The 26,250-nt window shown below is 47.0% G+C and carries 34 protein-coding genes; 27 read left to right on the forward strand and 7 right to left on the reverse strand.

The window, feature by feature from the left end; genetic code table 11:
• The first annotated feature begins 6 nt into the window (after positions 1-6).
• From G614_RS29670 to G614_RS0104120, 27 genes are all read left to right on the forward strand, one after another.
• Positions 7-519 (forward strand): flagellar hook capping FlgD N-terminal domain-containing protein, encoded by a 513-nt coding sequence (locus G614_RS29670; protein ID WP_044917397.1) that lies wholly within the window; start codon positions 7-9, stop codon positions 517-519.
• 14 nt (positions 520-533) lie between these two features.
• Positions 534-812 (forward strand): hypothetical protein, encoded by a 279-nt coding sequence (locus tag G614_RS26750; protein WP_080664469.1) that lies wholly within the window; start codon positions 534-536, stop codon positions 810-812.
• 71 nt (positions 813-883) lie between these two features.
• Positions 884-1,825, forward strand: a complete 942-nt coding sequence (locus G614_RS0104000) for a flagellar hook-basal body complex protein (protein WP_027640900.1) — start codon at positions 884-886, stop codon at positions 1,823-1,825.
• Between the two features lie 64 nt (positions 1,826-1,889).
• On the forward strand, positions 1,890-2,084 hold the full coding sequence (locus G614_RS0104005; RefSeq protein ID WP_027640901.1) for a flagellar FlbD family protein: 195 nt from the start codon (positions 1,890-1,892) through the stop codon (positions 2,082-2,084).
• A gap of 18 nt (positions 2,085-2,102) precedes the next feature.
• The gene (locus tag G614_RS0104010) at positions 2,103-2,915 is read left to right on the forward strand and encodes a motility protein A (protein ID WP_027640902.1); all 813 of its coding nucleotides are present in this window, start codon (positions 2,103-2,105) and stop codon (positions 2,913-2,915) included.
• Positions 2,916-2,917: 2 nt separating this feature from the next.
• Positions 2,918-3,841, forward strand: coding sequence for an OmpA/MotB family protein (locus tag G614_RS0104015; protein WP_027640903.1), 924 nt, complete (start codon positions 2,918-2,920; stop codon positions 3,839-3,841).
• A gap of 22 nt (positions 3,842-3,863) precedes the next feature.
• Positions 3,864-4,922 (forward strand): flagellar motor switch protein FliM, encoded by a 1,059-nt coding sequence (locus G614_RS0104020; RefSeq protein WP_027640904.1) that lies wholly within the window; start codon positions 3,864-3,866, stop codon positions 4,920-4,922.
• A gap of 15 nt (positions 4,923-4,937) precedes the next feature.
• The gene (locus tag G614_RS0104025; protein ID WP_009296873.1) at positions 4,938-5,300 is read left to right on the forward strand and encodes a response regulator; all 363 of its coding nucleotides are present in this window, start codon (positions 4,938-4,940) and stop codon (positions 5,298-5,300) included.
• A 12-nt stretch (positions 5,301-5,312) separates the two neighbouring features.
• A complete protein-coding gene (gene flgC / locus G614_RS0104030; RefSeq protein ID WP_027640905.1) occupies positions 5,313-5,762 on the forward strand; it encodes a flagellar basal body rod protein FlgC in 450 nt (149 codons plus the stop codon).
• Positions 5,763-5,802: 40 nt separating this feature from the next.
• Complete coding sequence (fliY, locus tag G614_RS0104035) at positions 5,803-7,017, forward strand: flagellar motor switch phosphatase FliY (protein ID WP_027640906.1); 1,215 nt, start codon at positions 5,803-5,805, stop codon at positions 7,015-7,017.
• A 2-nt stretch (positions 7,018-7,019) separates the two neighbouring features.
• Entirely contained in the window at positions 7,020-7,325 is a 306-nt protein-coding gene (locus G614_RS0104040; RefSeq protein WP_027640907.1) for a FliO/MopB family protein, read from the forward strand.
• The gene (gene fliP, locus G614_RS0104045) at positions 7,318-7,974 is read left to right on the forward strand and encodes a flagellar type III secretion system pore protein FliP (RefSeq protein ID WP_027640908.1); all 657 of its coding nucleotides are present in this window, start codon (positions 7,318-7,320) and stop codon (positions 7,972-7,974) included. The genes G614_RS0104040 and fliP overlap by 8 nt, the downstream gene beginning before the upstream one ends.
• Before the next feature lie 22 nt (positions 7,975-7,996).
• Positions 7,997-8,260 (forward strand): flagellar biosynthetic protein FliQ, encoded by a 264-nt coding sequence (locus G614_RS0104050; protein ID WP_009296868.1) that lies wholly within the window; start codon positions 7,997-7,999, stop codon positions 8,258-8,260.
• Positions 8,261-8,266: 6 nt separating this feature from the next.
• A complete protein-coding gene (locus G614_RS0104055; protein ID WP_027640909.1) occupies positions 8,267-9,019 on the forward strand; it encodes a flagellar biosynthetic protein FliR in 753 nt (250 codons plus the stop codon).
• A 26-nt stretch (positions 9,020-9,045) separates the two neighbouring features.
• Positions 9,046-10,119 (forward strand): flagellar biosynthesis protein FlhB, encoded by a 1,074-nt coding sequence (gene flhB / locus G614_RS0104060; RefSeq protein ID WP_027640910.1) that lies wholly within the window; start codon positions 9,046-9,048, stop codon positions 10,117-10,119.
• A gap of 21 nt (positions 10,120-10,140) precedes the next feature.
• On the forward strand, positions 10,141-12,264 hold the full coding sequence (flhA, locus tag G614_RS0104065) for a flagellar biosynthesis protein FlhA (RefSeq protein WP_027640911.1): 2,124 nt from the start codon (positions 10,141-10,143) through the stop codon (positions 12,262-12,264).
• Entirely contained in the window at positions 12,264-13,052 is a 789-nt protein-coding gene (locus G614_RS0104070; protein WP_027640912.1) for a sigma-70 family RNA polymerase sigma factor, read from the forward strand. The genes flhA and G614_RS0104070 overlap by 1 nt, the downstream gene beginning before the upstream one ends.
• 22 nt (positions 13,053-13,074) lie before the next feature.
• Positions 13,075-13,854 (forward strand): flagellar hook-basal body protein, encoded by a 780-nt coding sequence (locus G614_RS0104075; RefSeq protein WP_027640913.1) that lies wholly within the window; start codon positions 13,075-13,077, stop codon positions 13,852-13,854.
• Between the two features lie 12 nt (positions 13,855-13,866).
• A complete protein-coding gene (locus tag G614_RS0104080; protein WP_027640914.1) occupies positions 13,867-14,646 on the forward strand; it encodes a flagellar hook-basal body complex protein in 780 nt (259 codons plus the stop codon).
• Positions 14,647-14,683: 37 nt separating this feature from the next.
• On the forward strand, positions 14,684-15,304 hold the full coding sequence (locus tag G614_RS0104085; protein ID WP_027640915.1) for a chemotaxis protein CheC: 621 nt from the start codon (positions 14,684-14,686) through the stop codon (positions 15,302-15,304).
• Positions 15,304-15,789, forward strand: a complete 486-nt coding sequence (locus tag G614_RS0104090; RefSeq protein WP_027640916.1) for a chemotaxis protein CheD — start codon at positions 15,304-15,306, stop codon at positions 15,787-15,789. Before G614_RS0104085 ends, G614_RS0104090 begins: the two co-directional genes overlap by 1 nt.
• Positions 15,790-15,801: 12 nt before the next feature.
• Positions 15,802-16,743: a chemotaxis protein gene (locus tag G614_RS0104095; protein ID WP_044917399.1), complete on the forward strand. Its 942-nt coding sequence runs from the start codon at positions 15,802-15,804 to the stop codon at positions 16,741-16,743.
• Position 16,744: 1 nt separating this feature from the next.
• Positions 16,745-17,665, forward strand: a complete 921-nt coding sequence (locus tag G614_RS0104100) for a hypothetical protein (protein WP_242827995.1) — start codon at positions 16,745-16,747, stop codon at positions 17,663-17,665.
• 66 nt (positions 17,666-17,731) lie between these two features.
• The gene (locus G614_RS0104105; protein ID WP_027640919.1) at positions 17,732-18,532 is read left to right on the forward strand and encodes a ParA family protein; all 801 of its coding nucleotides are present in this window, start codon (positions 17,732-17,734) and stop codon (positions 18,530-18,532) included.
• Positions 18,513-19,094, forward strand: a complete 582-nt coding sequence (locus tag G614_RS26755; RefSeq protein WP_044917400.1) for a late competence development ComFB family protein — start codon at positions 18,513-18,515, stop codon at positions 19,092-19,094. Before G614_RS0104105 ends, G614_RS26755 begins: the two co-directional genes overlap by 20 nt.
• Before the next feature lie 86 nt (positions 19,095-19,180).
• Entirely contained in the window at positions 19,181-20,020 is an 840-nt protein-coding gene (locus G614_RS26760) for a 3D domain-containing protein (protein WP_027640920.1), read from the forward strand.
• A 12-nt stretch (positions 20,021-20,032) separates the two neighbouring features.
• Positions 20,033-21,229, forward strand: coding sequence for a nucleotidyltransferase family protein (locus tag G614_RS0104120; protein ID WP_027640921.1), 1,197 nt, complete (start codon positions 20,033-20,035; stop codon positions 21,227-21,229).
• A gap of 2 nt (positions 21,230-21,231) precedes the next feature.
• Here the strand turns inward: G614_RS0104120 and G614_RS0104125 are convergent, their stop codons facing one another.
• Genes G614_RS0104125 through G614_RS0104155 form a run of 7 tightly spaced genes read right to left on the reverse strand, consistent with a single transcriptional unit; the run spans position 21,232 to position 26,224 of the window.
• The gene (locus G614_RS0104125) at positions 21,232-21,477 is read right to left on the reverse strand and encodes a carbon storage regulator (protein WP_027640922.1); all 246 of its coding nucleotides are present in this window, start codon (positions 21,475-21,477) and stop codon (positions 21,232-21,234) included.
• On the reverse strand, positions 21,449-21,943 hold the full coding sequence (gene fliW / locus G614_RS0104130; RefSeq protein ID WP_027640923.1) for a flagellar assembly protein FliW: 495 nt from the start codon (positions 21,941-21,943) through the stop codon (positions 21,449-21,451). The genes G614_RS0104125 and fliW overlap by 29 nt, the downstream gene beginning before the upstream one ends.
• Before the next feature lie 27 nt (positions 21,944-21,970).
• Positions 21,971-22,561: a hypothetical protein gene (locus G614_RS0104135; RefSeq protein WP_027640924.1), complete on the reverse strand. Its 591-nt coding sequence runs from the start codon at positions 22,559-22,561 to the stop codon at positions 21,971-21,973.
• Between the two features lie 28 nt (positions 22,562-22,589).
• A complete protein-coding gene (locus G614_RS0104140; RefSeq protein ID WP_027640925.1) occupies positions 22,590-23,747 on the reverse strand; it encodes a hypothetical protein in 1,158 nt (385 codons plus the stop codon).
• 25 nt (positions 23,748-23,772) lie between these two features.
• The gene (locus G614_RS0104145) at positions 23,773-25,473 is read right to left on the reverse strand and encodes a flagellar hook-associated protein FlgK (RefSeq protein ID WP_027640926.1); all 1,701 of its coding nucleotides are present in this window, start codon (positions 25,471-25,473) and stop codon (positions 23,773-23,775) included.
• A 3-nt stretch (positions 25,474-25,476) separates the two neighbouring features.
• Positions 25,477-25,902, reverse strand: coding sequence for a hypothetical protein (locus G614_RS0104150; RefSeq protein ID WP_027640927.1), 426 nt, complete (start codon positions 25,900-25,902; stop codon positions 25,477-25,479).
• A gap of 16 nt (positions 25,903-25,918) precedes the next feature.
• On the reverse strand, positions 25,919-26,224 hold the full coding sequence (locus G614_RS0104155) for a flagellar biosynthesis anti-sigma factor FlgM (RefSeq protein ID WP_027640928.1): 306 nt from the start codon (positions 26,222-26,224) through the stop codon (positions 25,919-25,921).
• Positions 26,225-26,250 lie beyond the last annotated feature (26 nt).

Here is a 26,250-nt window from a genome sequence, read left to right on the forward strand (position 1 = left end):
GGAAAAATGGCTGATAGTTTAGGAGTAAGCGGCACAAATAACCCATACATAACACAATACTATACAGCATCTTCCAATGAGAAGAATACGCTGACAATCGAAAGCTACTTCAAGCTGCTGGCTGCGCAGCTTAAGAATCAGGATATGACAAATCCCATGAGCAACAGCGAGATGATGGCGCAGATGACGCAGATGGCAATGGTCCAGTCTCTGGGCACAATGACAGACGCTGTAAATAATTCTATGAACATTACGACACAGACCTACGCAGCCGGGCTGGTGGGACAGGAAATCACAGTTGCCGTGACAAAAGAAAATGAATATGGACAGCCGGTGCCCGTGGATGTGAAATATGGAATTGTTGAGTCCGTGAGCTTAGTGGGAGGAAACCCCACCATCAGGCTTGCGGATGACGGCACAGATTATTCTCTTTCCTATATAGTGGGAATGGGAAAGATTGATAATCCCTTTGGAGGAACAGATAAGGGAGAGGAAGAGAAGGTTCAGTTTCTTGTGTAGAGGAAAAAGAAAATATGGAGATAAAAGCAGTAGAAGGCCTGAACTTTTCCAAACATGCCGCAAAGCGGAGTATAGAGCGGGGGATTACAACAGACGGACAGTTTAAGAATGTTCTGGAACATGCGGTAGAGGAGGCCCGGAAAAAGGGGGCTAAGGATTTGGCGGTTATTGGAAGCCAGGCGGTTTTTGTTGTAAATGTACCTAATAATGTAGTAGTTACAGTCATGTCCAAAGAGGATATGAAGGACAGGATTTTTACAAATATTGACAGTGCTGTTCTCATTTCAAAATAGGCAGGACCGAAAGGATGCCTGGCGAAGTGCCGGAAGTGCAACAGTAGAGACAGCGGAAAGGGAGATAAAAAATGTTAAGAGCAATGGATTCAGCAGTATCAGGGCTGCGGGCACATCAGAACAAACTGGATGTAATCGGACACAACATTGCCAATGTTAACACCTTTGGGTTTAAGGCTCAGAGCTACAGTTTTAAGGAGGCCATGTATCAGACAGCCACCCAGTCAACGGGCGGAGTTCAGAATGATGACACGACGGCGGCCGGTACAAACGGAGCCCAGTATGGATACGGAAGTATGATGGGCTCCATCAGTACGGATATGCTTTCCTCCACACCTACCTATGTGGGAGGCCTGAACGCATGTATTAATGGACAGGGTTTTTTTGCAACCCAGGCCATATCAACAAAAGAGATTGAGGTGGGCGGGGATGCCGCTGAGGTGACAGATGCATTAAAGGAAGCGGAATTTGCCTATACCCGTGTGGGGCAGTTTCAGCTTGACAGTCAGGGATACCTTACCGACGGAACGAATTTTATATACGGATTCCGCCCGGATGGCAATAAGGGGTTTGAGACAGACAATTTAGTGGCGCTCAGGGTCCCCTCTGATTTGAACAATGGGTTTGATGATGACGCGCTTCAGGCTGCCAGTGTGAAGATCAATGAACTGGGAGAGGTTACAGCCACTGTTACGAACCCCGACAATGGCGAGAGCGTCCAGGTATCTTTGGGGAAGATAGCCATTGTAACCTTTCAAAATCAGGAAGGCCTTATGAAAAGCGGGGGAAGCTATTACTCCGCAAGCATTGGCGATAATACGGGCTTTTGTTCCGCAACCATTCCAGGCGGTTCCACATCCAAATTGATGACCGGTTACCTGGAGGCATCCAACGTGGATCTGGCAAAGGAGTTTTCAGAAATGATCACGACACAGAGGGGATTCCAGGCAAATACTAAGATGATTACTGTCAGCGATGAGATATTATCAGACCTGATCAGTATGAAACGATAATAAATTCTCTTCCCGGGGCTGTCTGACGGCGGCCCCGGGAGGATAAGGGCGAAAAGAGAATATTATGATTACAGTAATCCGTTTGAATGGTGAGGCACTTTTACTTAATTTCTTCCAGATTGAATCCGTGGAAATGATACCTGAGACAAAAATTAAGATGATGAATGGGACATTTTATCTTGTAAAAGACAGCGCAGAATCCATTACCCAACAGGTAAAAGAAGTTATGAGGGATTGCTGCCTTCATCTATTGCATTGATACAGGGGGCATTTTCGTATGGATTTAACAACATTAATAGGAATCGTATGCGGTATTTTTCTGGTTATCAACGGAATTGGACTGGATAAAATTGGAAATTTTGTGGATATACCCAGTATCCTGATTGTGGTGGGAGGCACCCTTGCCGCCACCATTGCCAGCTATCCCTTATCCATCCTGCTGGATATACCAAAACATATTTTAATATTGTTCCGGGGAAAAAAATATAATATTCCGGCACTGGTGGAGCAGATGGTGGATCTGGCCATGGTGGCGCGGCAGAATGGCCTGCTGGCTTTGGAGGAAAAGGCAGAGGAGATTAAGGACCCGTTCTTTAAACAGAGTGTGCTGATGATCGTTGATGCCAATGATCCGGACAAGGTCCGGTTTGTGCTGGAGCGGGAACTGGAAAACATGATGGTCCGCCATGACGCGGCGGCGGGGCTGTATGAAAAGGCGTCTGCCTATGCTCCGGCTTTTGGAATGGTGGGTACGCTGGTTGGACTGATCAACATGCTGAAAGGCCTTAATCTGGATGGCGGCGGAGGAGCTTCCAATCTGGGGCAGGATATGTCGGTAGCTCTTATTACTACCTTTTACGGAAGCTTTCTCTCCAATCTGTTTTTCCATCCAATTGCTAAAAAACTGCGTATCCGCAATGATGAAGAGGAGCTTTACTGTTCCACCATTATTGAGGGGATTATTGCCATACAGGCAGGGGAAAATCCAAAATATCTGCGGGAGCACCTTCTGGCTTCCACGAAACAATCCGTTCAGCGTAAGCTGCTGGCAAAAGCAGAAAAGGCCCCCAATCCAGAGGCAGGTGAGTAGCAATGAAGAAAAAGAAAGGGAACCGTCCCACAGACGGGGGCGGAAACTGGATGGATACATACGGCGACATGGTTACCCTGCTGTTGACATTTTTTATCATGCTCTATTCTATGTCCAGTTTAAGCGAACAGAAATGGGAAATCTTTGTCCGCAGTATATATCCTGAGGATTTGAAGGAAGCCCAGGAACAGATTGATGTTGGCGGAATCATTGACCCGGATGCAGCGGTAGAGGGAATGAAGCCGGACGAACTCACCACAGATGACGCGGAAGATTTGAATAAGCTTTATCTGACCATTGCCCAGCGAATGAATGAGAATGGGGCTGAGGGCGTGACAATTTCAAGAGGAGACGGATACACATACGTAAGCTTTAACGACAATGTGTTCTTTAACGGCAATGAGTCTGCTATAACGGAATCCGGCCAAAGGATTCTGGCTGCCTTTTGCTCGGCAATCAGCCCGGTGAGTGATAAGCTGTCCCAGATTAATATTATGGCCCATACGGCCCAGGGGGACCCCAGACGGCTTAACAATCCGCGTGTAGACCGCATGCTGTCAGCCATGCGGGGGGCGGAGGTGTGCACTTTTATACAGGAAAAGAATGTGATCGGACCGGATAAATTAATCAATATCAGCTATGGACAGTTCAGGCCGGTGGCTTCCAATGACACCTCGGAGGGAAGGGCAAAAAACCGCAGGGTTGAGATGCTGCTGATTGATGAGGGCACGGCTGAACGTTCCATAAGCGAATATATTGAAGAATATAACAGTGAAAAAAATACAGACAAGACCGTTGTGACAGGCAGTCAGAACGGGAACGCTGACTCTGGTTTTACACAGACACAGCCCTCGCCTGAGAATATAGCCAGCACAATGCCGCCCTCAGGCACAGAGGCTTTTGCAGGCGGAGAGACATCAGAATAAAAGAGTAAAGGTGGTTTCAGCAATGGCAGATGTACTATCCCAAAGCCAGATAGATGCGCTTCTTAAGTCAATGCAGAGCGATGGTCCTGAAAAGATGGAGCAGTCAGTTGAGAAGAAGCCGGAGGCCGAAGAGACAAAGTACAGTAAATATGATTTCTACAGTCCAAGAAAGTTTACAAAGGACAAAATAAAAATACTGAACAGCGTCTTTGAAAATTATGCCCGTATTTTGACTTCTCAGGTAAACGGAATATTCAGGGTTCTTACAGACATAACCGTGATGGAAGTGCAGGAGCGCAGATACTATGAGTTCGTCAATTCACTTCATGAAAATGACAGTATTACATTGGCGGATGTTGAGATTTCTGACAAGGGAAAGAATAATGTTCCGCTCATGGTGTATGTTACTCCCGGATTGATCATCACACTGATCAACCACATGCTGGGCGGCGGAGATGAAATCGTGAAGCTGGAGGAAAATTACCATTATTCTGATGTGGAAGTGGCATTATACCGGAGAGTGGTGAAGTATTTTGTGCAGGCGCTAAAAGACGGTTTTTCCAATTATATCAATGCCGGTTTTGAGGTACAAAGAATTGAAGAAAACCCAAGCATGGTCCAGGAAATCGGTCTTGACGAGACAGTGGCGATCATACTTCTCAATGTGGATGTGGCAGGCATGGCGGTAGAAAAGATAAAAATATGCATTCCAGGCACGCTGCTGGAGTACATGTTCCATCTGATCGACAGCCGCAAGCATATTGCCAGAGGCTATTCCTATGAGGACAACAGAGAAGTGATCATGGATAACCTGCGCTATACGGCTCTTCCTGTAACAGGACAGCTGGGCACCGTGGAACTGGAGCTGGAGACCCTTTATAACCTGAAGGTGGGGGATGTCATTTCCATGAATAAACCCAAGGATGGAAATGTAAAGATTTTTGTGGGCCGCCAGCCCTGGTTTACCGGAAAGATGGGGGCCTATAAGAAGAACATAGCTGTCTGCATTGAAAAACAGATTTATGAGGAAGCTGAAAACGGAGAAAGTGAAGGGCATCTTAGGCAGGAAAATACAAATTAAAGCGAGGATAAGAAGATGGAAAAAATTATGTTGGTAGATGATGCTGCGTTTATGCGGATGATGATAAAAAATGCTTTAACAAAGAGCGGTTACAGTAATTTTGTCGAGGCGCAGGACGGGGCGGAGGCAGTGAAAAAGTATGAGGAGGAAAAGCCGGATCTGGTTATCATGGACATTACCATGCCCAATATGGATGGCCTTCAGGCCCTAAAGAAAATCAAGGAAGGTGATTCGTCCGCAAAAGTAGTTATGTGTACCGCAATGGGACAGGAAAGTATGGTGGTGGATGCCATAAAATCCGGGGCAAAGGATTTTATTGTAAAGCCGTTTAATGCGGACAGGATTGTCCAGACAGTAAATTCCATTTTTGGAAAATAGGGAGGGATACAGATGGCGTTTTTAAGCTCTTTTGATATTGCCGCCTCCGGTATGAGCGCTCAGAGACTCCGGATGGATATCGCAGCGGAAAATATAGCTAATACTGACACCACGCGGACAGAGGCAGGAGGGCCTTACAGAAGAAAGGATGTGCTGTTTGAGAGCTACGGGGCCGGTTCCTTCCGGGAGGCTTTGCGCAATGCTTCCCTGGGAAAGGGATTTTTAAGCAGGAATGCGGGGGTGAGGGTGGCAGGTATTATTGAGGATGACAGGGAACTGAAGCGGGTCTACAATCCGGGACACCCGGATGCCGACGCACAGGGATATGTGAATTATCCAAATGTGGATTTACTAAAGGAAACAGTAGACAGCATGTCGGCCACCAGATCCTATGAGGCAAATGTGACGGCATTAAATGCAATGAAGGTTATGGCTCAGAAAGCGCTGGATATAGGGAAATAGAGGTACGGTAAGAAAATGAAAGAGCAAAAGGAGACAAACAATGGGCGCTTGTGATTTTACGGAAATGGAACTGGATGCCATAGGCGAGATAATGAATATCAGCCTGGGGGCGTCGGCAACAGCCGTATCTAAAATGCTTGGCGAAACGGTAAATATTACCACCCCTACTGTCCGGGTATTAATGAGAGATGATTTTGATTTTAAAAAACTGGAACCGGCGGTAGGGGTTGAGATTGCCTATGTAGAAGGATTAACGGGCAATAATGTTATGATGTTTGCCCTCAATGATGTCCGTATTATCGTAGGGATGCTCATGGGGGCGGAGATACCGGCGGAGGAATTTGAGCTGAATGAGATCAATATGAGTGCAATATGCGAGGTTATGAACCAGATGATGGGGTCATCAGCAACTGCGCTTTCTGAGTTCTTTGGCTATGCCGTTAATATATCCACGCCGGTATCCTTTCCTGTGGAAAGTGAAGAGTGGTTTAAGGAACGATTCTTTCCCCAGGGCGAAAAGATGGTGGTGGTACATTTCCTGCTTGAAATAGAAGGAAAGCTGAAAAATGAATTTTTGAATATTATGTCCACTGATTTGGCAAAGCGCTTGATTGAGCCTTTTACAGAAAGCCTGAAAGAAAATGAAAGCCAAACCGCGGCGGAATCAGAAGAGAGCGGGGCAATTCCGGAACCGGACTCAGCGGAAGGGCCAAAAGAGCTGACGGCGGACCGGCAGGGGCAGCCGGTACAGGAGCCGCAGCCAGTGTTACAGCCACAGCCGGCAGTATCACCTTCCGCTTTTACGGTATCTCCCGGATATCAGCCAACGCCTGTGGATTCAGGGATGCTGCAGCTGATAAACCAGATGCAGCAGTCTCAGATGCAGATGATGGAACTGATGAGGGATATGAAGGAAAGGGGAAGCCGGGAAAGCACGCTGATTCATCCGGCCCAAAATAAGCCGCTGGAGGCAGGCGCCTTAAGCGGAGAGGAGGAGACCGTAAACCAGGAAATGCTGATGAAGGTTCCATTGGAAATATCCGTGGAGATCGGCCGGACAAAAAAGCTGGTCAAGGATATTCTGGAATTGACCCAGGGGTCCCTGGTAGTGCTGGACAAAATGGCAGGAGAGCAGGCTGATTTGTATGTCAATGGCCAGTGCGTTGCCAGAGGAGACATTGTGGTGGTGGAAGACAATTTTGGCATCCGTATCACTGAAATCATTGCCAGGAATTTAAACCCGGAGATTTTATAGTTATGATGGGATTTTTTTCATTATTCAGCGCCATATTTATAGTGTGTCTTGTGCTGCTGCTGGCCTGGTGGTTCAGCCGGCAGCTGGGCAGCCGTTATATGAAAGCGTCTTCAGATCAAAACATAAGGATTCTTGAACAAATACGTCTGGGGACAGACCAGCGTCTTCTGCTTATGAAGATGAGGGAGAGAGTGTTTCTGATCGGAGTCAGCCAGGCAGGGATTCAGATGCTGGCTGAACTGGGAGAGGATTTTAAAGGAGAATATGAGGCCCGTATAGGAAAGGAACAGGAGGAAGAAAATGAATGATCTTCTGACAGGGCTTAATGGAGGCAATGTACCGGCTCTGGAATTGATTTTTATGATTACATTAGTGGGGCTGCTTCCATCCGTTGTAGTCATGATGACTTCTTTTACAAGAACCATCATTATCCTTTCTTTCACCAGAAATGCAATGGGGATTCAGCAGACCCCCCCTAATCTGGTGTTGGCCGGGATTTCTTTGTTTTTGACCCTTTATATTATGGGGCCTGTTATAGGACAGATCAATGAGACCGCATATCAGCCCTATCTGCGGGGAGAGCTTACGCAGGAGGAGGCTGTGGCTCAGATGTCTGTTCCAATGAAAGAATTCATGCTGCGCAACACGGAAAAGGAAACATTAGATCATTTTGTGGAAATGTCCGGAGCAGAGATAAGGGAGGATGTAACGGCTTATCCAATGACCATAGTGACTCCTGCTTTTATGACCAGTGAACTGAAGCGCGGATTTATGGCAGGCTTTCTTATTTACCTGCCGTTTCTCCTGATTGATATTGTGGTTGCGACAACGCTTATGTCCATGGGAATGGTCATGCTGCCTCCCACAATGGTTTCATTGCCCTTTAAACTTTTGCTGTTTGTAACTGTTAACGGATGGGAACTGCTGTTTTCCAGTATTGTGAGAAGCTTCCGCTAGGCAGGCCGGATGGGAGGTAATTATGAGCAACGTCCAGGTATTGGATGTGATGTACCAGGCATTACAGCTGATGATGAGGCTGTCGCTGCCCTTTTTGATCATCAGCATGGCAGTTGGCGTGCTTGTTGCCATTTTTCAGGCAGCAACGCAGATTAATGAACAGACGATTACGTTTGTTCCAAAGTTACTGGCTATTTTAGGGCTTCTTGGAGTACTGGGCAGTTCCATGCTGGTAATGCTTCAGGATTTTGTCAGGATGATTTTTGAAATAATAGCCGGAGGATGATAAGGGATGTTTATATTATTTTCCTTGATCGTCATGCGGATGAGCGGGGCAATTGCTTTAAACCCCATATTTGGAAGAAACAATTTCCCGTCTTCTGCAAAAGCCGCTTTTGTGTTTGTATGTTCGCTTATGCTTTACGCCGGTATGGGGCAGGCTCTGGAACGCGAACCAGCCAGTCTGATAGAATACGGTGTGATGCTGGCGTCAGAACTGTTATTTGGGTTTATTTTAGGCTTTGGAATAGAATTATGCGTTCTGGTGGTCCGTTTTGCCTCGTCTGTCATGGATTATATGATGGGACTTAACATGGCGCAGATTTACGATCCTCAGTACAACTCCCAGATGACAATTACATCAGGAATGTACTACGCATTTTTGATGCTGCTTTTTTTTGCTGTTGACGGCCATTTGAAGCTGTTTGGGATTTTTTTCGCCGCGGCCCGTTTCATACCCTTTGGTTCTGTGTCAATAAGGCCGGAACTGTCGGAAGCGGTATTGACAATATTCCAGGACAGCATCCTGATGGGGCTCCAGTATGCAATGCCCCTTATTGCAATGGAACTGGTGGCGGAGGTGGCAGTGGGGGTCATTATGCGTATGATTCCCCATATCAATGTGTTTGTGATCAATTTCCAGATGAAGATCATTGTAGGAATTTTGATGCTGATGTTTTTGTTCAGCCCCATGTCAGATAAGCTGAACGTGATAATGGATGCCATGTTCCGGTCCCTTTGGAGGATGGCGCTGATGATGAGGTGATTGCACGGAGAAGGGAGTGGTGAGGGGTGGCGGATCACGGCGGACAGGAAAAGACCGAACAACCTACCAGTAAACGCCGCAAAGATGCCAGAAAAGAAGGAAATGTATTCCAGAGCAAGGATATTGCCACGGTTGTAATGCTTTTGGGGATTTTTTTTGTGATGCGGCTGCTGATGCCGTTTATATACCGCAATATACGGGATTATATGAAGTTTGTGATTGACAGCATCAGTCTGGAACAGGAGTCTGTCCTGGCATACAGGCTATTTGCAGCCACAGCCATTACTTTTTTAAAATGCAGCCTTCCGCTGCTCCTTTCCTCCATGGCTCTGGGAATTGCGGCCCATGGGGTCCAGACGCGTTTTAATATATCGTTTAAGACGTTAAAGCCTAAATTTGACAGGCTTAATCCTATCAGTGGAATAAAAAAAATGTTTGCTGTAAGAAATGCGGTGGAGCTGCTGAAGAACCTGCTTAAAATCGCAGTACTGGGAATCCTGCTTTTTAACCTGATTAAAGGCGATATCGTACAGGTGGCCCGGATGATTGATGTGGAGCCCCTGAATTCATGTATCCATTTGCTCCAAATGGCGTTTCAGTTAATTCTCAAGGTCTGTATGGTATTTGTAATTGTAGCGTTTTTTGATTTTCTGTATCAGAGATGGGAGTATGAGAAAAATCTGAAAATGACCAAGCAGGAGGTAAAGGATGAATATAAGCAGACGGAAGGGAATCCTGAAATAAAAGGACGCATACGCAGGATCCAGAGACAGATGGCTCTTAGCAGGATGATACAGAAGGTTCCGGAGGCGGATGTGATCGTAAGGAACCCTACGCATTTTGCAGTGGCCCTGAAATATGACCCAAAGCGCCATGGGGCGCCGGTGGTATTGGCAAAAGGCCAGGATGAGCTGGCGCTGCGCATTGTAAAGGCAGGAGAGGAAAACGGGGTTTTTATTATTGAAAATAAACCCCTGGCAAGAGCCTTGTATGCTTCCTGCAGGCTGGATCAGGAGATTCCGGCGGAGTTCTACGGCGCGGTAGCGGAGATACTTATATATATCTACAGAGCCAGCCGCAGGGAAGACATGTTCCAATAAAACCAGGATGGAGTTAGTTTCATGAAAAAGATACTTAATTACTCGGTTGTGCTGTTTGTACTGACCATCATACTTTTATTAATCATACCGCTGCCGGCCGGAATGGTGGATGTTGCAATCATATTAAATATGGCTCTTTCCATGATGATCCTGGTGTCCACCATGACGATACGGGAACCCCTGGAACTTTCAATTTTTCCATCCCTTCTGCTGGTAACCACTCTTTTCCGGCTTGGCATCAATGTTTCTACAACCCGGAACATTCTTTCCAATGGAGGTTCATCAGGACAGATCATAAAAGCCTTTGGTGATTTTATCCTTCGCGGGAATGTGGTAGTGGGTTTTATCATTTTCCTTATTATTGTCTTAATGCAGTTTATTGTCATTACAAAAGGAGCTGAGCGCGTTGCGGAGGTAGCGGCCAGATTTAACCTGGATGCCATGCCGGGGAAACAGATGGCCATTGATGCGGATTTGAGCTCCGGCCTTATTAACGAGCAGCAGGCAAAGGATCGCAGACAAAAGGTTCAGAGAGAGGCGGATTTTTACGGCGCAATGGATGGCGCCACAAAGATAGTTAAGGGAGACGCCGTCATGTCCCTGATTACAACGGCGATCAATTTGATCGGGGGAAGCGTCATAGGCATCCTTCAGTCAGGAAGCAGCATTGGAACGGTATTAAATACATATTCTATTGCAACAGTGGGAGATGGACTGGTATCCCAGATTCCGGCCTTGCTCATATCTGTTTCAACTGGAATGATCGTAACAAGAGCTGTTTCTGACGGCAGTCTGAATGAGGATATCTCCAGACAGTTTATGTCACAGCCCTATGCCATTATGATGAGCGGTGTGGTAATGGCGGTCCTGGCTTTTATCCCGGGGATGCCGGTATTGCAGCTGCTTATTATCTCCGCGGCTTTAATGTCAGGGGGATACTATCTGTCCGGAAAAGTGGCGGAAGCCTCCTATGCTCCGGGAGCGGTGCTCTATCAGGATTCCGAGGCGGCTCAGGCATCCCAGGCAGAAGCTGCGGCGTCCAATGCTGTTGCAGAGGACGAGTATTTCAAGGATGTCAATAATGTTTACACACTCTTGTCAGTGGAGCCCATAGAGATGGAATTTGGATACAGCCTTATTCCATTGGCCGATGAATCAGTGGGAGGAAGGCTTATCAGCAGGATTGTCATATTCCGCAGACAATATGCCCAGGATATGGGTTTTGTGATCCCATCCATCCGGCTCAGGGACAGCTCAGGGCTTAGCACCAACCAATACTGCATCAAGATAAAGGGAGAGGAGGTGGCAAGGGGCGAGCTTTTGGTGGATTATTACCTGGCTCTGGAACCGGAACACCCGGAAAAAGAGGTGGATGGAATCGAAGCCATTGAGCCGGCTTACGGGATTCCCAGCCGCTGGATACGGCCGGAGGACAGGGAACGGGCGGAACTGTACGGATATACGGTCATTGACCCTCTTTCCGTTATGGTAACGCATCTCTCGGAAATCATACGGCAGCACGCCTTTGAGCTTGTTACAAGACAGGAAGTGCTCCGTTTGATCGAGAATGTGAAAAAGACTTCTCCGGAACTGGTGGAGGAAGCCTTTCCGGGCCTTATCTCCTATAATCTGTTTCAGCGTGTTCTCACGGCTCTCTTAAAAGAGGGCGTGCCTGTCAAGGACCTGGAGACCATCATAGAAACCATGATAGAAACCATATCTGAGGCAGGTCTTCCCGTCAGGGATTTTGACGGAATTATTGAGCAGATACGGATAGCGCTGAAACGGACGATTACCAGACTGTACTGCGAGGATGGAAGCATGAAAGTCATTACCCTGGATACGGAGCTGGAACGCACCATGGCAGGGTCTGTACAGAAAGGTGAGAGCGGAATGTATCTGGCCCTGCAGCCGGATATTCTCCAGAGTCTTATAAGCCAGCTGGCTGAACAGATGAAAAAATTTAATGGCCTTACACAAAACCCGGTTATTCTGACCTCACAGGTAATGCGGATACATTTTTACCATTTAATCGAGCAGTTCTATCCGAAAGTGCGTGTTCTGTCATTTAATGAGATTGCAAACAATGTGCAGATACAATCAATCGGCAGCCTTAGACTGGAGGAGACCAGGAACCATATGTGATGATAGCGAAGGTGGTTAAGATGCAAAAGGGAATGGAAGAAATGACGAATGAGGAGCTGTTTGTCCTTTACCAGGAGAGCAGGGACCAGGGAATAAAACAGGAATTGACACTCCGGTATCTTTACCTGGCAAAGTCCGTGGCAATTCAAATGAACAATCTGTACTCTGATTTTATGCAGATGGAAGATATCATTCATGAGGGGGTTATTGCGATCATGAAAGGTATTGACCGATATGAGCCGGAACGGGACAGTAAATTTGAGACATTTATTTCGCGGCGCATACGAGGAACAGTGATAGATCTTATCCGCCAAAATAACTGGATACCAAGAAATTATCACAAGAACCGTCAGTCCATTGAAAATGCAAGGCAGTATTTGTATGAAAAGCAGGGGCATATACCGTCCGATGAAGAGATAGCAGGGTATTTGAGGATGAATCTAAGAAAATTTCAGCGGATCCAGAGGATGAGCACCATGATGAATGTACTTTCATTGGATATGATTACACGGGGGGATGAGAACGGGCAGACGGTTCAGGTGCCAAGCGATGATATCGAGGGACAGCCGGAGGATATCTTTTTTAAGGGAGAAACGGTAAAAACACTGGTTGAGGCAGTTGAAAAGCTGAAAGAAAAAGAAAAGCTGGTTATCTCTCTTTATTATGTAGAGGAATTGAGCATGACGCAGGTTGCTCAGGTCTTAAATGTGAGCGAGCCAAGGATTTCCCAAATCCACAGCGAGGCGATCCGAAAGCTGAAAGCATACATGAAATCACATCTTGGATAATAAAAAGGAGGATGAAGCAAAAATGTATCAGGGATTTTATAATCTGGCTTCTGGAATGCTTACCCAGAACCGGAACTTAAATGTTATCAGCAATAATATGGTAAACCTTCAAACCGCCGGTTATAAGCGGGATAAAATGGTTTCCAGCACCTTTCAGGAGGAGATGCTTTACCGCACCGGAAGGCGCGGTAAAGGAACAGCTGAACCGCTGGCCTCCACATCAAAGATCCGTACAGCTTCCAGGACCTATGTGAATTATGAGCAGGGAAGCTATGAGCCTACGGAAGGCATATATGATTTTGCAATTGGGGGAAAGGGGTTTTTCTGCATACAGACGCCAAATGGGGTTCAGTATACCAGAAACGGTTCCTTTGCCGTGGATTCTGAAGGATACCTTGTACTGGGGGAAAACGGCAGGGTACTCTCAGCCGGCGGCCAGCCCATCCGGATTCAGAATGAAAATTTTACGGTGGATGATAAAGGGCGTATTACAGCCTCTGAACAGACGGACGCAAACGCGGAACAGATGGATTTGGGGACGCTTCAGATTGTGGATTTTGGGGATTACGGACAGCTTCATAAGGAGGATAACGGGCTGTTCTCCGCAAACCAGGCAGGGGCGCAGGTAAGCGGGGAAGAAACGCAGATTCTCTGGAAGACACTTGAGAAATCAAACGTTGACATGGTGGATGAAATGACTGCAATGATGTCTTCCCAAAGAGCGCTTCAGAGCGCGGCCCAGGTATTAAAAATGTACGATCAGATCATGGGAAAGTCTGCATCTGACGTAGGAAGGGTATAAGGAGGAAGGGATATGAACCAGTCATTTTATGTGGGAGCCGTTGGCGCCGGAAGCTGCACGGAAAAGCTCAGCGTCATTGCAAATAATCTTGCCAATGTAAATAACAATGGATTTAAGCCTAAGACAGCTGTTTTTTCCGATCTGATTAACTACAATCTCAATGATTCTCCCGGCGCGGTGACACAACTGCAGGCAGGAGCCGGTTCACGTGTTGAAAGGACATATACCAGTTTTGACAGCGCGGGAATTACTCAGACCGGGGCTCAGTATGATTACGCAATTTTGGAGCCCAACGCATTTTTTAAGGTCCAGGACCCGGGCACAGGGGCAATCAGCTATACCAGAAACGGACACTTTCATCGGGCGGAGCGGGAGGATGGCTTTTATCTGATGACAGATGCCGGAAAGCTGGTTTTGGACCAAAACAGCGAACCGCTTAAACTGGAAGTAGCGGATGTGGAAGAGCTGCGGGCGGAGATGGAAGAAGGGTATGAGAGGGATGAGGAAATAACGGATGAGGACGAGAAGCCAAAGGTCAGTCTATATACGTTTCAGAATCCCAGCAGGCTTGTGAGCACGGGCAGCCAGGAGTATGTTCCCAGGGATGCGGGCGTGGATGCGGTTCTGATAGAAAAACCGGCCCTGGCACAGGGAGCCCTGGAAGCGTCGGGAACAGATATGGCCAAAGAGATGACCAGGCTGATTGAGTGCCAGCGGGCATTTTCCTATGCGCTGCGCATGGTAATTACATCAGATGAAATTGAGGGGACCATTAACTCTCTGCGGGGATAGGGAAAGATGATGAATAAACGGTAAAGGTGAGATGGACATGAAGATAAATGATTACGGGGAACTGAAGCTGCAGGAACTGGATGTGATGCGGGAGATCAGCAGTATTGGCACCAGCCATGCGGCCACGGCTCTTTCCAAACTTCTTCAAAAGGAAATACGCATTACCCTTCCCCAGGTCAATGTCCTGGGATATGAGGACGCAGTGAACCGAATTGGCAATATTGAAGAGATCGTAGCAGCGACCCTGGTTAAAATGAGCGGGGACGTGGAAGGGCTGATGCTGTTTCTGTTTAACATGGAGTTTGCCAATACGCTGTTGGAAAAGCTTCTGGGAAAACGTTTCTCCAGCTTTGAAGAACTGGACGCCCTGGCTTATTCCGCATTGGAAGAGGTAGGAAATATCACGATTTGTTCATATATAAATGCCTTTGCACAGCTGGTGAAGATGGATATACGGCTTTCAGTGCCCAGCTCCACCGTGAATATGCTGGGCGGTATATTGACGGTTCCTATGGCGGAATACGGATATGAGACAGATAAACTGATGTATTTTAACTCGGATTTTATTATGGATGAAACGCGGCTTTCAGACTGGCTTTTAATGCTTCCTGATATGAAGTCTTTAAATGATATTTTAGACAAGTTAGGAGTCTTATAATGCAGGAGAGGGAACTGAGGGTAGGAATTGGAGATATGAAATTTACCAGAGGCACCGGGAAGATCATTACATATGCTCTGGGCTCCTGCATTGGAATCTCGTTTTGGGACCCCTTTTTACATCTGGGAGCGCTTCTTCATATTATGCTTCCTGAACGTCATGACGCGGAGGAGGGGAATGTTTATAAATACGCTGATTCCGGTATCCATGAGACGATCCGAAAATTAAGCGCTTTCGGCATGGTAAAATCCAGAACCGTGGTTAAAATCGCCGGAGGCGCGAAGATGTTTGAAATCCGCGGAAATGCGGAGTTTGGAAATATCGGCTCCAGGAATACTTTTATGGTAAAAAAGATACTGCAGGAAGAGAATATGAGGATTGCGGCAGAGGATACCGGCGGCGCCTTTGCAAGGACCATGATATTGGATATTGAAAGCGGTGAGGTTGCAATCCGAACAATGGGAAAGCCTGAGCGGCATTTATAGAGGAGGTAACTGATGAAAAGGGAAAAGGAAGGAATTTTGCTTGAATCCGGAACAAATGAAATTGAAATCATGAAGTTTACGATCCAGGATGAGTTTTACGGCATTAATGTGGCAAAGGTCAAGGAAATTATGATGAGTCAAAAGGTAAAATCCATGCCCCATGCCAATCCGTCCGTAGAGGGAATCTTTAAACCAAGGGATACGCTTATCACAGTGATCGACCTGGCATGCTATCTTTCAGGGGCGCAGGTGGAAAAAGGGGCCAGGGATTTATTTATTGTGACCAACTTTAATAAAATGACAGTGGCGTTCCGGGTTCATGGGATTGAGGGGATCAGCCGCATATCCTGGGGAGATATCCAGAAACCGGATAAAACCATAGCCAATGGGGATGAAAGCATAGCCACAGGGATTGCCCAGTGCGACGGCCAGCTGGTTACTATTTTGGATTTTGAGAAAATCGTGGCGGAGCTTGCCCCGGAAACCACCATTCAGGTTTCAGAGGTAGATGCCATGGGAGACCGGCCTTTAAACGAGGCGCCCATTGTGATTGCGGAAGATTCTGTTCTGCTCAGGAAAATGATTGACGATTCACTGGAACGGGCAGGCTTTACCAACATACATAATTTTGGAAACGGAAAGGAGGCCTGGGATTATCTGTCATCCATTAAGGATGAACCTGATTTATATGAGAAAGCCAAGCTTATAATAACAGATATTGAGATGCCCCAGATGGACGGGCACCGTCTCACAAAGCTTATTAAGGATGATTCCAGGCTTAAGAAGATTCCTGTCATCATCTTTTCATCCCTGATTGACGACCAGATGCGGAGAAAAGGAAAGGAACTGGGAGCCGATGGCCAGCTGGCAAAACCGGAGATCGGGCGCCTGGTGGCGCTGATGGATAAGCTTCTCAAAGAATATGAAGAGGAAAGGGCAAAAGCAAGGGGGTAGTATGGATATGGAGAAGGGGAAGCGCATCATATTCCGGATGCTGCCGGCTGCGGTTGCTTTTTCCCTGCTGTCCCCCTTCCTTTCTCTGGCCGCAAAGGGTACCTGGGAACTTCAGGAGGATGGAAAACGGTGGAAATACATGTATTCTCCCGGAGAACCTGCTGTGGACCAATGGATTGAAGACCAGGGAAAGGAATATTATGTGGATTCCAATGGATACATGCGTACAGGATGGGTAACTGACAGGAAAGACAAGCAGCGTTATTACCTGGGGGAAGACGGAGCGAAATGCTTTAATGTCTTTACCCCGGATAACCATTATGTGGGGCCGGAAGGAATCATACTGGAGGAGTTTGACACTTACCGCAGGAAGGTATCAAAGCAGCTGAAGGCATTTGCTGATAAAAAGGCGGCGGATATGGAACAGCCCGGTTTTCTGCTGGCGGATTTAAACGGGGACGGATACAGGGATATTGCGGTATTTGACAATGCCATATTACCTGAACGTGTTTTGCTGGCAGCAGTGTGGATGCCTGAGGATGAGGAACTGGCCGTCTCATCAAAATCGGATTCCGATGCGGCGGAGCAATCCTTCCTCACCTATAATGCGGAACAACAATTAACCTATCTTACAATCGTGGAGGACAATGGGGGAAGAAATTATTTTTCCCTTAAGGAAGGGGGCTGCGATTTTGAGAATGTATGGAGCCTGGAGCTGGAACACGATGACTGGGGAGATCCGGTGTATTATGTCAATGGGGATGAGGCGGATGCAGAGGAATGGGAGGATGCGGCTGAAATTGCGCAGACCCAGGCAGGGGCGCCGTTTTCTGAATATCTGCTGCCGGTAAATGAAGAGAATATAAAACGGAAGGTGGATTGCAGTCCGTCAGAGAATGAGCTTGCCCTGTGGCAGCGTTAAAATGTATCTGAAAACAGTCCGGTGATTTTGATATGAACATACACGAAAGAATAGGGAGGAAATATTTTGGCTATTATCATAACTGTTTCTAATCAGAAAGGCGGTGTCGGGAAAACCACTACCTCAGCCGCATTGGCTACAGGAATATCTTCCACGGGCAGGCGGGTATTGGGGATTGATTTGGATCCCCAGGGAAATCTGGGGTTCTGCCTTGGGCTTGGCTCCTCTGATATGTCCACAGTGCTGGATGCCTTAAAAGGAAAAATCCCAATACAGGAAGCCATCATACGGACAGAATACTGTGATATCCTGCCCTCGGATATTACACTCAGCAGCAGCGGCCTGGAGCAGGGAAATTCCGGAAGAAAAGAATATCTTTTACGCGATACCCTGATGCCCGTAATGGAGAAATACGATTATATTATTATTGATACACCGCCGGCGCTAAACCTTCTCACAGTGAATGCTTATGTGGTATCTGATTTTTTGATCATTCCCATGGCGTCCGATATCCTTAGTCTGGTGGGGCTGTCACAATTAAAGGAAACCATAGAATCCGTGCAGGAAAATTTGAACCCGGAATTAAATGTGCTGGGAATTTTATTAACCCGTTTTAACAGGCGGACTCTTCTTTCAAGGGATGTGCTGGAAATGGCGCAGCAGCTGGCCGGGCAGATAAAAACAGCTGTATTTGATACGAAAATACGAAGCGGAGTTGCGATTGCAGAAGCGCCGGCCCATGGGGAAAGCATTTTTGATTATAATCCCCGTTCAGCCGCGGTAAAAGATTATCAGGATTTGATTGATGAGATTGCAGACAGGATTCACTTAAAGGAGGCGGCGGGATATGCCAAAGAAAACGAATAAGACATCTCATGTATTGAGCCTGCTTACCAATGGTGCAGACCCGGAGGAAATCTCCGGACAGGATTTGGCTGGAGAAAGAGTGCCAAAGGTATCTCCTTCGGGCGATAAGAGGGTAGTTGTGGTGGATGATCAGGAGGAGTATATCTCACACAAGATTTTAGATGATTTGGCAAAGCAGTTGGAGAACCAGGAAGCGCAGAACGGAGGTCAGGAACCCCAGGACGGAGGTCAGGAACCCCAGGGCGGAGGTCAGGAACCCCAGGACGGGGACCGGGATTCCGGACAGGAGGAATGCCACATTGAAAATGTTATGGAAAATATCATTACGCGCATGGATTTAAAAAAATATATGGAGCAGTACGGTGTGTGCAGGTGCAGCCGCTGCTGCGCAGATGTAAAGGCATTGATTTTAACCCGGCTTCCGTCCAAATATGTTGTGGCCCATGAGGATTCGGTGGCTCCAATGATAGGATTTTACGAAAATAAATTTAAAGTCAGAATTTTTACTGAGATTCTTAAATCCTGCCTGCAGGTCAAGGAAGAGCCGAGACACGTTTTATAAGCTGTAGTAAACCGTACATGGGGCTGCCAGGTCAGGGCAGCACAGAAGTAATACTCGCAAATGGAACTTGGGAGGGAGTGAGGCCGATGTTGAAAAAACGTTTTTGCACAAGATCACGGTTTTCCATTGCCATTCAATGCAGTGTAGGAGTGGCGGTAATTATAATCAGCGTCCTGGCAGCGGTAGTTACCAGTAATGGCGATACGGAACCTGCAGGAGCGGATTTAACAGCAATTATCCCGTTAAAAGAGGATGTAACCGCACCTGTTGTGGATGAAGGACAAAGGGGCGATTTTTTAACATCAGTCGAGGAATTGGAAACAGAAGAATACTTGGGAGAGATGGAGATAGCTGCTTATTGCAGCTGCGAAATCTGTGTAAAGAAATCGGACGGCTATCTTACCTATTCCGGGCAGAGGCCCGCACAGGGTATTACTGTGGCTGCCAATCTTGAGGTTTTCCGGATAGGAGATAAATTAAGGATTGGAGGACATGTATACGAAGTACAGGATAAGCTGTCGGCCAGGGCCAGAGAAACCCTGAGCCTGTATTTTGACAGCCATGAGGCTGCCCTGGCTTTTGGAAGGACGAGACTTCCGGTACATATGATCCATCAGAAGGAAGTGCATGAAGGGACGCTGTTAGGGGTATTTGATATTACCGGTTACTGCAGCTGTGAAGTGTGCTGCGGAAAGAAGGAGATTTATTTGACAAAATCAGAGACCATACCAAGAGCCGGACATACTGTGGCGGCAGATCCAAGCATTCTGGAAATGGGTACAAAAGTGGAAATCGGTGGGATTGTCTATACCGTAGAGGATACAGGGGAGAGTGCGACAGGCAATGTGATTGACATTTATTTTGATACCCATGAGGAGGCGGTCAGATTCGGAAGGCAGAGGAAGGAAGTATACTTAGTTCAATAATAGGAGATTTTTATGGAACGATTAATCTACGAAGGCCGTTTTCTTGTTAACACAGTAGGCGGGATTATGCGTCAGGATGATTTGCGGGTAATGTACAGCAGGGTAAATTGGGAAAAAATGTTCCGGGAAGCGGATTACCATAAAATTGCCAATATCATATATTTAGCTTCATTGGGAAATGGCGACAAAATACCGGAGCGGTGGAGGGAACGGTTTTTTGAACGCTATCAGAAAGCCCTGGGGTTTGGGGATGTGTGCAGGGAGGCTCAGCAGGAAGTTCTGATGATGATGGAAATGATGAATCTTCCCTGTTTTGTTATTTCTTCCTGTGCAATCCGCGAATTATACCCGGTTCCGGAGATGGCGGCCTGCGGACTGCTTAAGCTTTTGGTGGATGAAAAAAGTTATGTCCTGGCCAAGGGGTATATGGTGGATTTGGGCTATGAGACAGACTATTATTATAAGGGCTATGGAGAACATATGAAGAATGCAGCCGGCTTTGACATGGAGATCTATTATAAGCTGCCTTTACGCACCAGGCTGTATGATAAAAATATGAAGCTTATGCTGGAGACCGCGCCTTTTTGGGGCAGATATAAATATGTGAGGGGATTTTCCCTTGAAAATCAATTTGTGTTTATGCTGGCAAGAGCGGCTTACGCATATGCGGCGGATGAGCTTTTAATCCGCGATGTATTGGATCTGTATGTGTTTCACAGGACGTGGAGAGAAAAAATGAATGAAGAATCCATTGAGAAAAGGATGGAGGGATTTCGGGTTGATGAATTGGGAAAGAAAATCCTTCAGATTGCATATATGTGGTTTGGGAGCAAAGGTGAAAAGGCATCTGACGGCCTGACTGAGGATATAAAGGTATATGATATTCTGGAGAACCGGGTTTTGAGCAGAGGCCTTCTGAACAAGGAGACGGACCAGCAGGCATTAAAACTGGAGCGTTTAGTCCAACGGGAAATTAATAGGGAACAGTCCCGGGAAAAGAGGGCTGCTTTCACTGAAAAGTGGAGAAAGAGACGGAAAAACATAGGACGGATATTGAGATGGGTATTTCCGGAATATAAATATATGTGCGTTATCTATCCCATACTGGAGGATTTTTCAATTCTTTTGCCAATCTGCTGGATATGGAGGGGAATACGGCAGTTAAAGGGATTGATCATAAGCAATATGTTTAAAAAGAAGCCGGATTGATATTACTCCTGGACTTCCTTTCGCTGCTGTTCCAATATCTCCTGCAGGGAATGGATGGAACTGATGGAAGGCAGAAGAGATGCTTCGTTTGTTTTGGCGGCAATGGCCAACTCCTCCCGCATGATCTTAATATCTTTGGGGGCGTCAATCGCCAGACGAACCCCCATAGATGAATTTTCAATCACTGTAATTCTGATATGATCCCCTATTAAAATACTTTCATTCGTTTTCCGGTGCAGTATCAGCATGGCAGTTACTCCTGTCTTGTGTTTTTTTTGTAATGCTGGAAAAGGTATTCAGCTTATGGCGGTATCCGTAATCGGTATTTTCTAAAATTACCTGACGGGCTGCTTTTGTTTTAGGATTGATAGCCAGCGGGCATTTGAGGTTGACAGTGTCCTCCAGGTAGTCATTTTTTATAACACATACTGCATAATAGGAAAGCTCATTGCAGTCTTCTGTATCCAGTGCGGCCAAATCTTCCTCTGTAAGGACAGGGGAATAATCCGGGCATAGAATGGTTGGCGCAATGACTACAAAAGCCACCTGGGAGTTTTCAACGGACTGAATCAAAAGCAGGGAGTCATTATCCTCATCTAAGCGGAGAGGAAGAAATTGTTTAAGTTCAGGAAAGCCAAAGAATCCGTCTGTCACCACAATTAAATCGGACAGATCATATTCGATTTCTCCATAATAGCCGGTTTGCGTTTTCATGAAAAGTCTGCCTTTCTGTTCTGCTGTTTATGCTTGTATATCAATCATGTCTCCTTTGGCGTCCTTACGGGGAGGCACGTAGTTAAATTCACCGGTGTACTCAAAGTGAATTTCAGGGTATTGTGTCACAATTGTTACGGACAGAGCCGGGATGTAAGAAAAGTCACCTTTTGCTATGCGGAATTCAAAGGCCTCTCTTTGTACCAGATATTCTGAAAGTGTCTCCGGGGAGGCTGCCGCAGGCGCCGCGGATTCCTCAGCGTCAATTGAAGTAAAGCTTGTCATTGGGGCGGGAGGATAGCCTGATGCAGACGCTGTGCCGGAAACCCGGCTGTTTTTTGGATTAACAGCCGGGAAAGACGGCGCTCCCTGGAGTGGCCCTGTACCCTGTGACGGGACGGCCGCAGGGGAGCCGGAAGGGAATGCCTGCCTGACCTGATTTATAAGATCAAAGCCGGAATAACACCCCCTGCCATGATATCGGTACTGGTATGCGCGATGAAGGGACAATGCCTTTTGTCGTTCTGCTGCCACCGTATCAGATGGAATCAGACGGGCATTCTGTGTAAAACGAATGGATTCAAAGGGTATCGAAGTAACCTTAATAAGCGTTCCCATGATATCACCTCCAGTCTGAACATGGGAATCAGCGCATAAAATCAAATAATGATGTTCCCATCATATAGGAGCCAACCCTTAGCGCGGCGTTGTAGGATTGCTGATAGGAATACATTTCAATGATTGAATCATAGGGATCCGCCCCCAGCTTGTTTTTGTATTGCTCGGTCAGGGTCATCTTGTCTGTTGTCAGCTTATCCTCCACATTTTCCAAAATGGCATATTTGTTGCCCAAATCACTATACACCGTGCTGAGCCGGTGCTCGGCCACAGTCATTGTATCCATGATTGCGCCAAGGGATTCTGAAAATTCCGTTTTGCTCCCGCCGTCCATGAAGCCGTTTACTGTCTGTACAGCCTGCCCCACTAATCCAATGGGGCTGTTGTTTAGAAGATCCTTTATTTGATTTCGCAGACCAGCCGGGTCCGATTGGTCCATTGCCCTTACAGCATCGGAGGACAGGCCGGTGATAGCGTTCAGGCCGCCTGTATAGGTATCCATCAGGGTTTCGCGGTCAGAGATTGTTCCATAGCCTATATCCATCCTTCCCTGTTCTTTCATGGAGCGGACAATGGCATCAAGAGTCTGGTTCTCATCCAGGGCAGCAGACCCTTTGCTGCCGCTGAATTCATACTTATAACTTCCGTCCGCCTGTTTCGTCAGGGTCATCTCCATTTTAGTCGCTTCCGTATCACCGGAAAATTTGTGGGTATAAGTCAGGGTCTTTCCGTCCGCGCTGAGGGAGAAGGGAGCGGTGGACACGTCGTTCCCTCCATAAATGTAAAAGTCCTGATACTGGGCATTTAAATCATTGGCCATGGTCTGCTGAAAGGCCAGAAGCTCATCCCTGGTAGTCTGCACTAAGCCGGGGTCGGCATTGTTGGTATCATTAAGGATATATTCTACGCGGCCCTTTGCTTTTGATAACCGTGACTGAATATCCCTGATGCCCAGCTCCTGCTGATACAGGCGGTTTTTCACGTCGGGTATCAGGTTCAATTTACTCAGTGTATCCAGATACTGGTTGTCGATTTTTTTTCCCTCATAGTAAGCAAGGGGGTTATCAGCAGCTTTTTCATAAGCCTTTCCGCTTGATATTTTGTTCATGCTTTTATTCAGACGGCTGTGGACGTCGTTAACAGAACCGCTGAAGTTACGGTAAGCCGCAGTAGTTGCAACACGCATAATAAACAGTACCTCCTTCTCAATATTATCTTCCCACCAAGCCGGTATTGTTAATCAATGTATTAAGGGCCTCGTCTAAGACTGTCATCAGCCGTGACGCCGCATTGTATGCGGAAATGTAGGCCATCATATTGGCGCCTTCCTCGTCCATGCTGACGCCGGAAATGGAATCCCTGGAATCCTGAATGCCGTTTAACACGGTAACGTCTGTCTTCAGGGTGTTGGAGTTATAACTGGAATCATTGGCCAAAACTGTGGAAATATTATTCATATAATCAACAAATGATTTATTATCCAAATCCGCATATGTATCCGTCATGGAATTGAGCATATCTAAAATAGTGTCAGTGGGATTATCCCTCATTTCGTTAATATGGGCTTTGCCGCTGATCCAATCCTCACTGATACCGATATTAAGAGCCGTAATATCTGCCGCAGAGTTGTTCTGCTTATTGGCAAGAAGAACTCCGCCTCCTCCGCCGCCTGGTACAAAATCGTTTTTATCATTAATTCCATTTATGGTATTGGCAAAGGTTTTAGCCAGGGTATCCAGCCTGTTCATATAGTATTGGTAACCTCTTACGTCATCAATGAAAGCGGTTCCGTTAATCGGGTTACCGGTACCGGTTTTTCCAAGCATATCAAGACTGGCCTGGATGGAGCCTCCGGACAGCTGGACTCCGGATGCAGAAGCGGATGCAGACTGTGCCCCGCTTGAGGCGGCTGCCGTAAATCTCACAGACGCATTTGCGGGATCATCCTGACTTCCCCCGTCAATGGAAAGGAAACCGTAATTTTCGCCTTTTATGCCCTCTGTTCCGTTGACAAGGGTGAGGCGCCGCTGACTGCCGTCAGTATCTGTATAAAGGAGCTCCACCTTCAGGTCGTCCGGCCAGTCCTTTTTTCCGATAATATTGCCGTAGTGGTCGTATTCATATAACTCTTCCGGAGCCTCTTCCATGGTAACGCCGTCCGCGCCCGGTTTAACGCCGTCATGGTCACTGTCTTTAAAGTAAGAAACCTCAATGGGTATATAGCTGGAAAGGGTATCCAGAAGATTATTCCTCTCATCCTGCAGCTCCAGGCTTTGCTGTCCGAGGATCTGATTTTGTTTAATCTGCCGGTTTAAATCCCCAATCTGCTGCAGAATCTGGTTGACCGTGTCGACAGCCCCATTCTCGCTGGTGCCTTTACCGTCCAGCTTTGAAAATTCTGATTTTTCAGCAGATTCAATCTGCCGCGCAGCGTCATTTAAAAGATTGGTGAGTACGTTCATGCGGGAACGAAGGTTGCTTTCAAATACCGTGTCATGAAATTTGTCTAAATCCTGCATGTCAGTGAGAACGGCCTGAATATCGTCAATGGCTGTGCGGATCCCATCAATATTACTTTCATCAAACGGCCTTGAAAGAACGTCCAGGGAGGTCTGCATAGATTCAGCGTAGCCGGCCTTTTTCATCTGAGTCCGGTACTGGGCGTCCAGATACGGGTCGCGTATTTGGGAAATCTTGTCCATACGGACGCCGAAACCCACGGCTATCTCAGATCCGTTCATATAATGGGCAATGGGCTTTGTATAATTCAGGCTGGAGGTTTCCAGCTGCTGGCGGGTATATCCCGCCGTATTCATGTTTGACAGATTCTGTCCGACTATATCCAGCCGCTTCTGATTCGCCTGCAGGGCGGAAAGAGCAGTGGAAAAACCGGCAAATGTAGCTCGTACCATATATCATGCTTTCCTTTCAAATAGTTGGTTTGCCTGTCCCTGTTTCAAAAGGGCCTGCTGAAACTCAGCCAGACGGAGGGTGATCACCCGTTGTGCGCTGTCCTTGGCGTCCAGCAGAAGCCCAAGCTCCCTGTCCAGGTCTGTAAACAAGGGAAGCAGGCGTTCTTTTTGCGCTTTGGGTAATCCGGAAAGTATCTCGCGGAACGTAAGGTCTTTCCAGCCCATGGCTTCCATACAGCGAAGCCTGCTCTGCTCCAGGCCCCGCAGTTTGAGAAGAAATACCTGTTCCTGCTTTAAAAATCCATCCATTTTATCGTGCTGCCCTTCCGAAGCGGAAATTGCTTTCTGCTCTTCAATCTGCCGGAGATCCTTCACAGCATCCGTAATCAGAGTGATGGAACAGGCGAATTCATTCAGCGTGTTATCCATATGCCCTCCATTTTTGTTACCGGTAGCCAAGCATATGTTCGGCTATGCGCCTGGAATCCGGCGCATAAGTCCCGGCCTCGATTTGTTGTTTTAAAGAGAGAATCCGTTCCCTGCCTGCGCCTGCTTCGATCTTAACAGCTGTTTCATGGGCCAGGGCGCGGGCAAAGGATGCGTCATCCGGAGAATGAGAGGATTCCTTAAGGGATACCTTGTCAAAATCACATGTCACGCGCCCCATAGATGCTCTGGACGGATTCGCAGAAGAAGCGGGAGAAACGTAATCTAATCCTCCGGCTCTGTTTATATATGGTTTAATATTCATAAAAACCTCCTTCCCTTTATGGCTGA

Source organism: [Clostridium] clostridioforme AGR2157, assembly GCF_000424325.1.
Lineage (GTDB): Bacteria > Bacillota > Clostridia > Lachnospirales > Lachnospiraceae > Enterocloster > Enterocloster clostridioformis_A.

What these genes read in the sequence shown, in the direction of transcription:
- G614_RS29670 (WP_044917397.1), top strand. Translation starts at nt 7, where the DNA reads ATGGCTGATAGTTTAGGAGTAAGCGGCACAAATAACCCATACATAACA.
- G614_RS26750 (WP_080664469.1), top strand. Translation starts at nt 534, where the DNA reads ATGGAGATAAAAGCAGTAGAAGGCCTGAACTTTTCCAAACATGCCGCA.
- G614_RS0104000 (WP_027640900.1), top strand. Translation starts at nt 884, where the DNA reads ATGTTAAGAGCAATGGATTCAGCAGTATCAGGGCTGCGGGCACATCAG.
- G614_RS0104005 (WP_027640901.1), top strand. Translation starts at nt 1,890, where the DNA reads ATGATTACAGTAATCCGTTTGAATGGTGAGGCACTTTTACTTAATTTC.
- G614_RS0104010 (WP_027640902.1), top strand. Translation starts at nt 2,103, where the DNA reads ATGGATTTAACAACATTAATAGGAATCGTATGCGGTATTTTTCTGGTT.
- G614_RS0104015 (WP_027640903.1), top strand. Translation starts at nt 2,918, where the DNA reads ATGAAGAAAAAGAAAGGGAACCGTCCCACAGACGGGGGCGGAAACTGG.
- G614_RS0104020 (WP_027640904.1), top strand. Translation starts at nt 3,864, where the DNA reads ATGGCAGATGTACTATCCCAAAGCCAGATAGATGCGCTTCTTAAGTCA.
- G614_RS0104025 (WP_009296873.1), top strand. Translation starts at nt 4,938, where the DNA reads ATGGAAAAAATTATGTTGGTAGATGATGCTGCGTTTATGCGGATGATG.
- flgC (WP_027640905.1), top strand. Translation starts at nt 5,313, where the DNA reads ATGGCGTTTTTAAGCTCTTTTGATATTGCCGCCTCCGGTATGAGCGCT.
- fliY (WP_027640906.1), top strand. Translation starts at nt 5,803, where the DNA reads ATGGGCGCTTGTGATTTTACGGAAATGGAACTGGATGCCATAGGCGAG.
- G614_RS0104040 (WP_027640907.1), top strand. Translation starts at nt 7,020, where the DNA reads ATGATGGGATTTTTTTCATTATTCAGCGCCATATTTATAGTGTGTCTT.
- fliP (WP_027640908.1), top strand. Translation starts at nt 7,318, where the DNA reads ATGAATGATCTTCTGACAGGGCTTAATGGAGGCAATGTACCGGCTCTG.
- G614_RS0104050 (WP_009296868.1), top strand. Translation starts at nt 7,997, where the DNA reads ATGAGCAACGTCCAGGTATTGGATGTGATGTACCAGGCATTACAGCTG.
- G614_RS0104055 (WP_027640909.1), top strand. Translation starts at nt 8,267, where the DNA reads ATGTTTATATTATTTTCCTTGATCGTCATGCGGATGAGCGGGGCAATT.
- flhA (WP_027640911.1), top strand. Translation starts at nt 10,141, where the DNA reads ATGAAAAAGATACTTAATTACTCGGTTGTGCTGTTTGTACTGACCATC.
- G614_RS0104070 (WP_027640912.1), top strand. Translation starts at nt 12,264, where the DNA reads ATGATAGCGAAGGTGGTTAAGATGCAAAAGGGAATGGAAGAAATGACG.
- G614_RS0104075 (WP_027640913.1), top strand. Translation starts at nt 13,075, where the DNA reads ATGTATCAGGGATTTTATAATCTGGCTTCTGGAATGCTTACCCAGAAC.
- G614_RS0104080 (WP_027640914.1), top strand. Translation starts at nt 13,867, where the DNA reads ATGAACCAGTCATTTTATGTGGGAGCCGTTGGCGCCGGAAGCTGCACG.
- G614_RS0104085 (WP_027640915.1), top strand. Translation starts at nt 14,684, where the DNA reads ATGAAGATAAATGATTACGGGGAACTGAAGCTGCAGGAACTGGATGTG.
- G614_RS0104090 (WP_027640916.1), top strand. Translation starts at nt 15,304, where the DNA reads ATGCAGGAGAGGGAACTGAGGGTAGGAATTGGAGATATGAAATTTACC.
- G614_RS0104095 (WP_044917399.1), top strand. Translation starts at nt 15,802, where the DNA reads ATGAAAAGGGAAAAGGAAGGAATTTTGCTTGAATCCGGAACAAATGAA.
- G614_RS0104100 (WP_242827995.1), top strand. Translation starts at nt 16,745, where the DNA reads ATGGATATGGAGAAGGGGAAGCGCATCATATTCCGGATGCTGCCGGCT.
- G614_RS26755 (WP_044917400.1), top strand. Translation starts at nt 18,513, where the DNA reads ATGCCAAAGAAAACGAATAAGACATCTCATGTATTGAGCCTGCTTACC.
- G614_RS26760 (WP_027640920.1), top strand. Translation starts at nt 19,181, where the DNA reads ATGTTGAAAAAACGTTTTTGCACAAGATCACGGTTTTCCATTGCCATT.
- G614_RS0104120 (WP_027640921.1), top strand. Translation starts at nt 20,033, where the DNA reads ATGGAACGATTAATCTACGAAGGCCGTTTTCTTGTTAACACAGTAGGC.
- G614_RS0104125 (WP_027640922.1), bottom strand. Translation starts at nt 21,477, where the DNA reads ATGCTGATACTGCACCGGAAAACGAATGAAAGTATTTTAATAGGGGAT.
- fliW (WP_027640923.1), bottom strand. Translation starts at nt 21,943, where the DNA reads ATGAAAACGCAAACCGGCTATTATGGAGAAATCGAATATGATCTGTCC.
- G614_RS0104135 (WP_027640924.1), bottom strand. Translation starts at nt 22,561, where the DNA reads ATGGGAACGCTTATTAAGGTTACTTCGATACCCTTTGAATCCATTCGT.
- G614_RS0104140 (WP_027640925.1), bottom strand. Translation starts at nt 23,747, where the DNA reads ATGCGTGTTGCAACTACTGCGGCTTACCGTAACTTCAGCGGTTCTGTT.
- G614_RS0104145 (WP_027640926.1), bottom strand. Translation starts at nt 25,473, where the DNA reads ATGGTACGAGCTACATTTGCCGGTTTTTCCACTGCTCTTTCCGCCCTG.
- G614_RS0104150 (WP_027640927.1), bottom strand. Translation starts at nt 25,902, where the DNA reads ATGGATAACACGCTGAATGAATTCGCCTGTTCCATCACTCTGATTACG.
- G614_RS0104155 (WP_027640928.1), bottom strand. Translation starts at nt 26,224, where the DNA reads ATGAATATTAAACCATATATAAACAGAGCCGGAGGATTAGATTACGTT.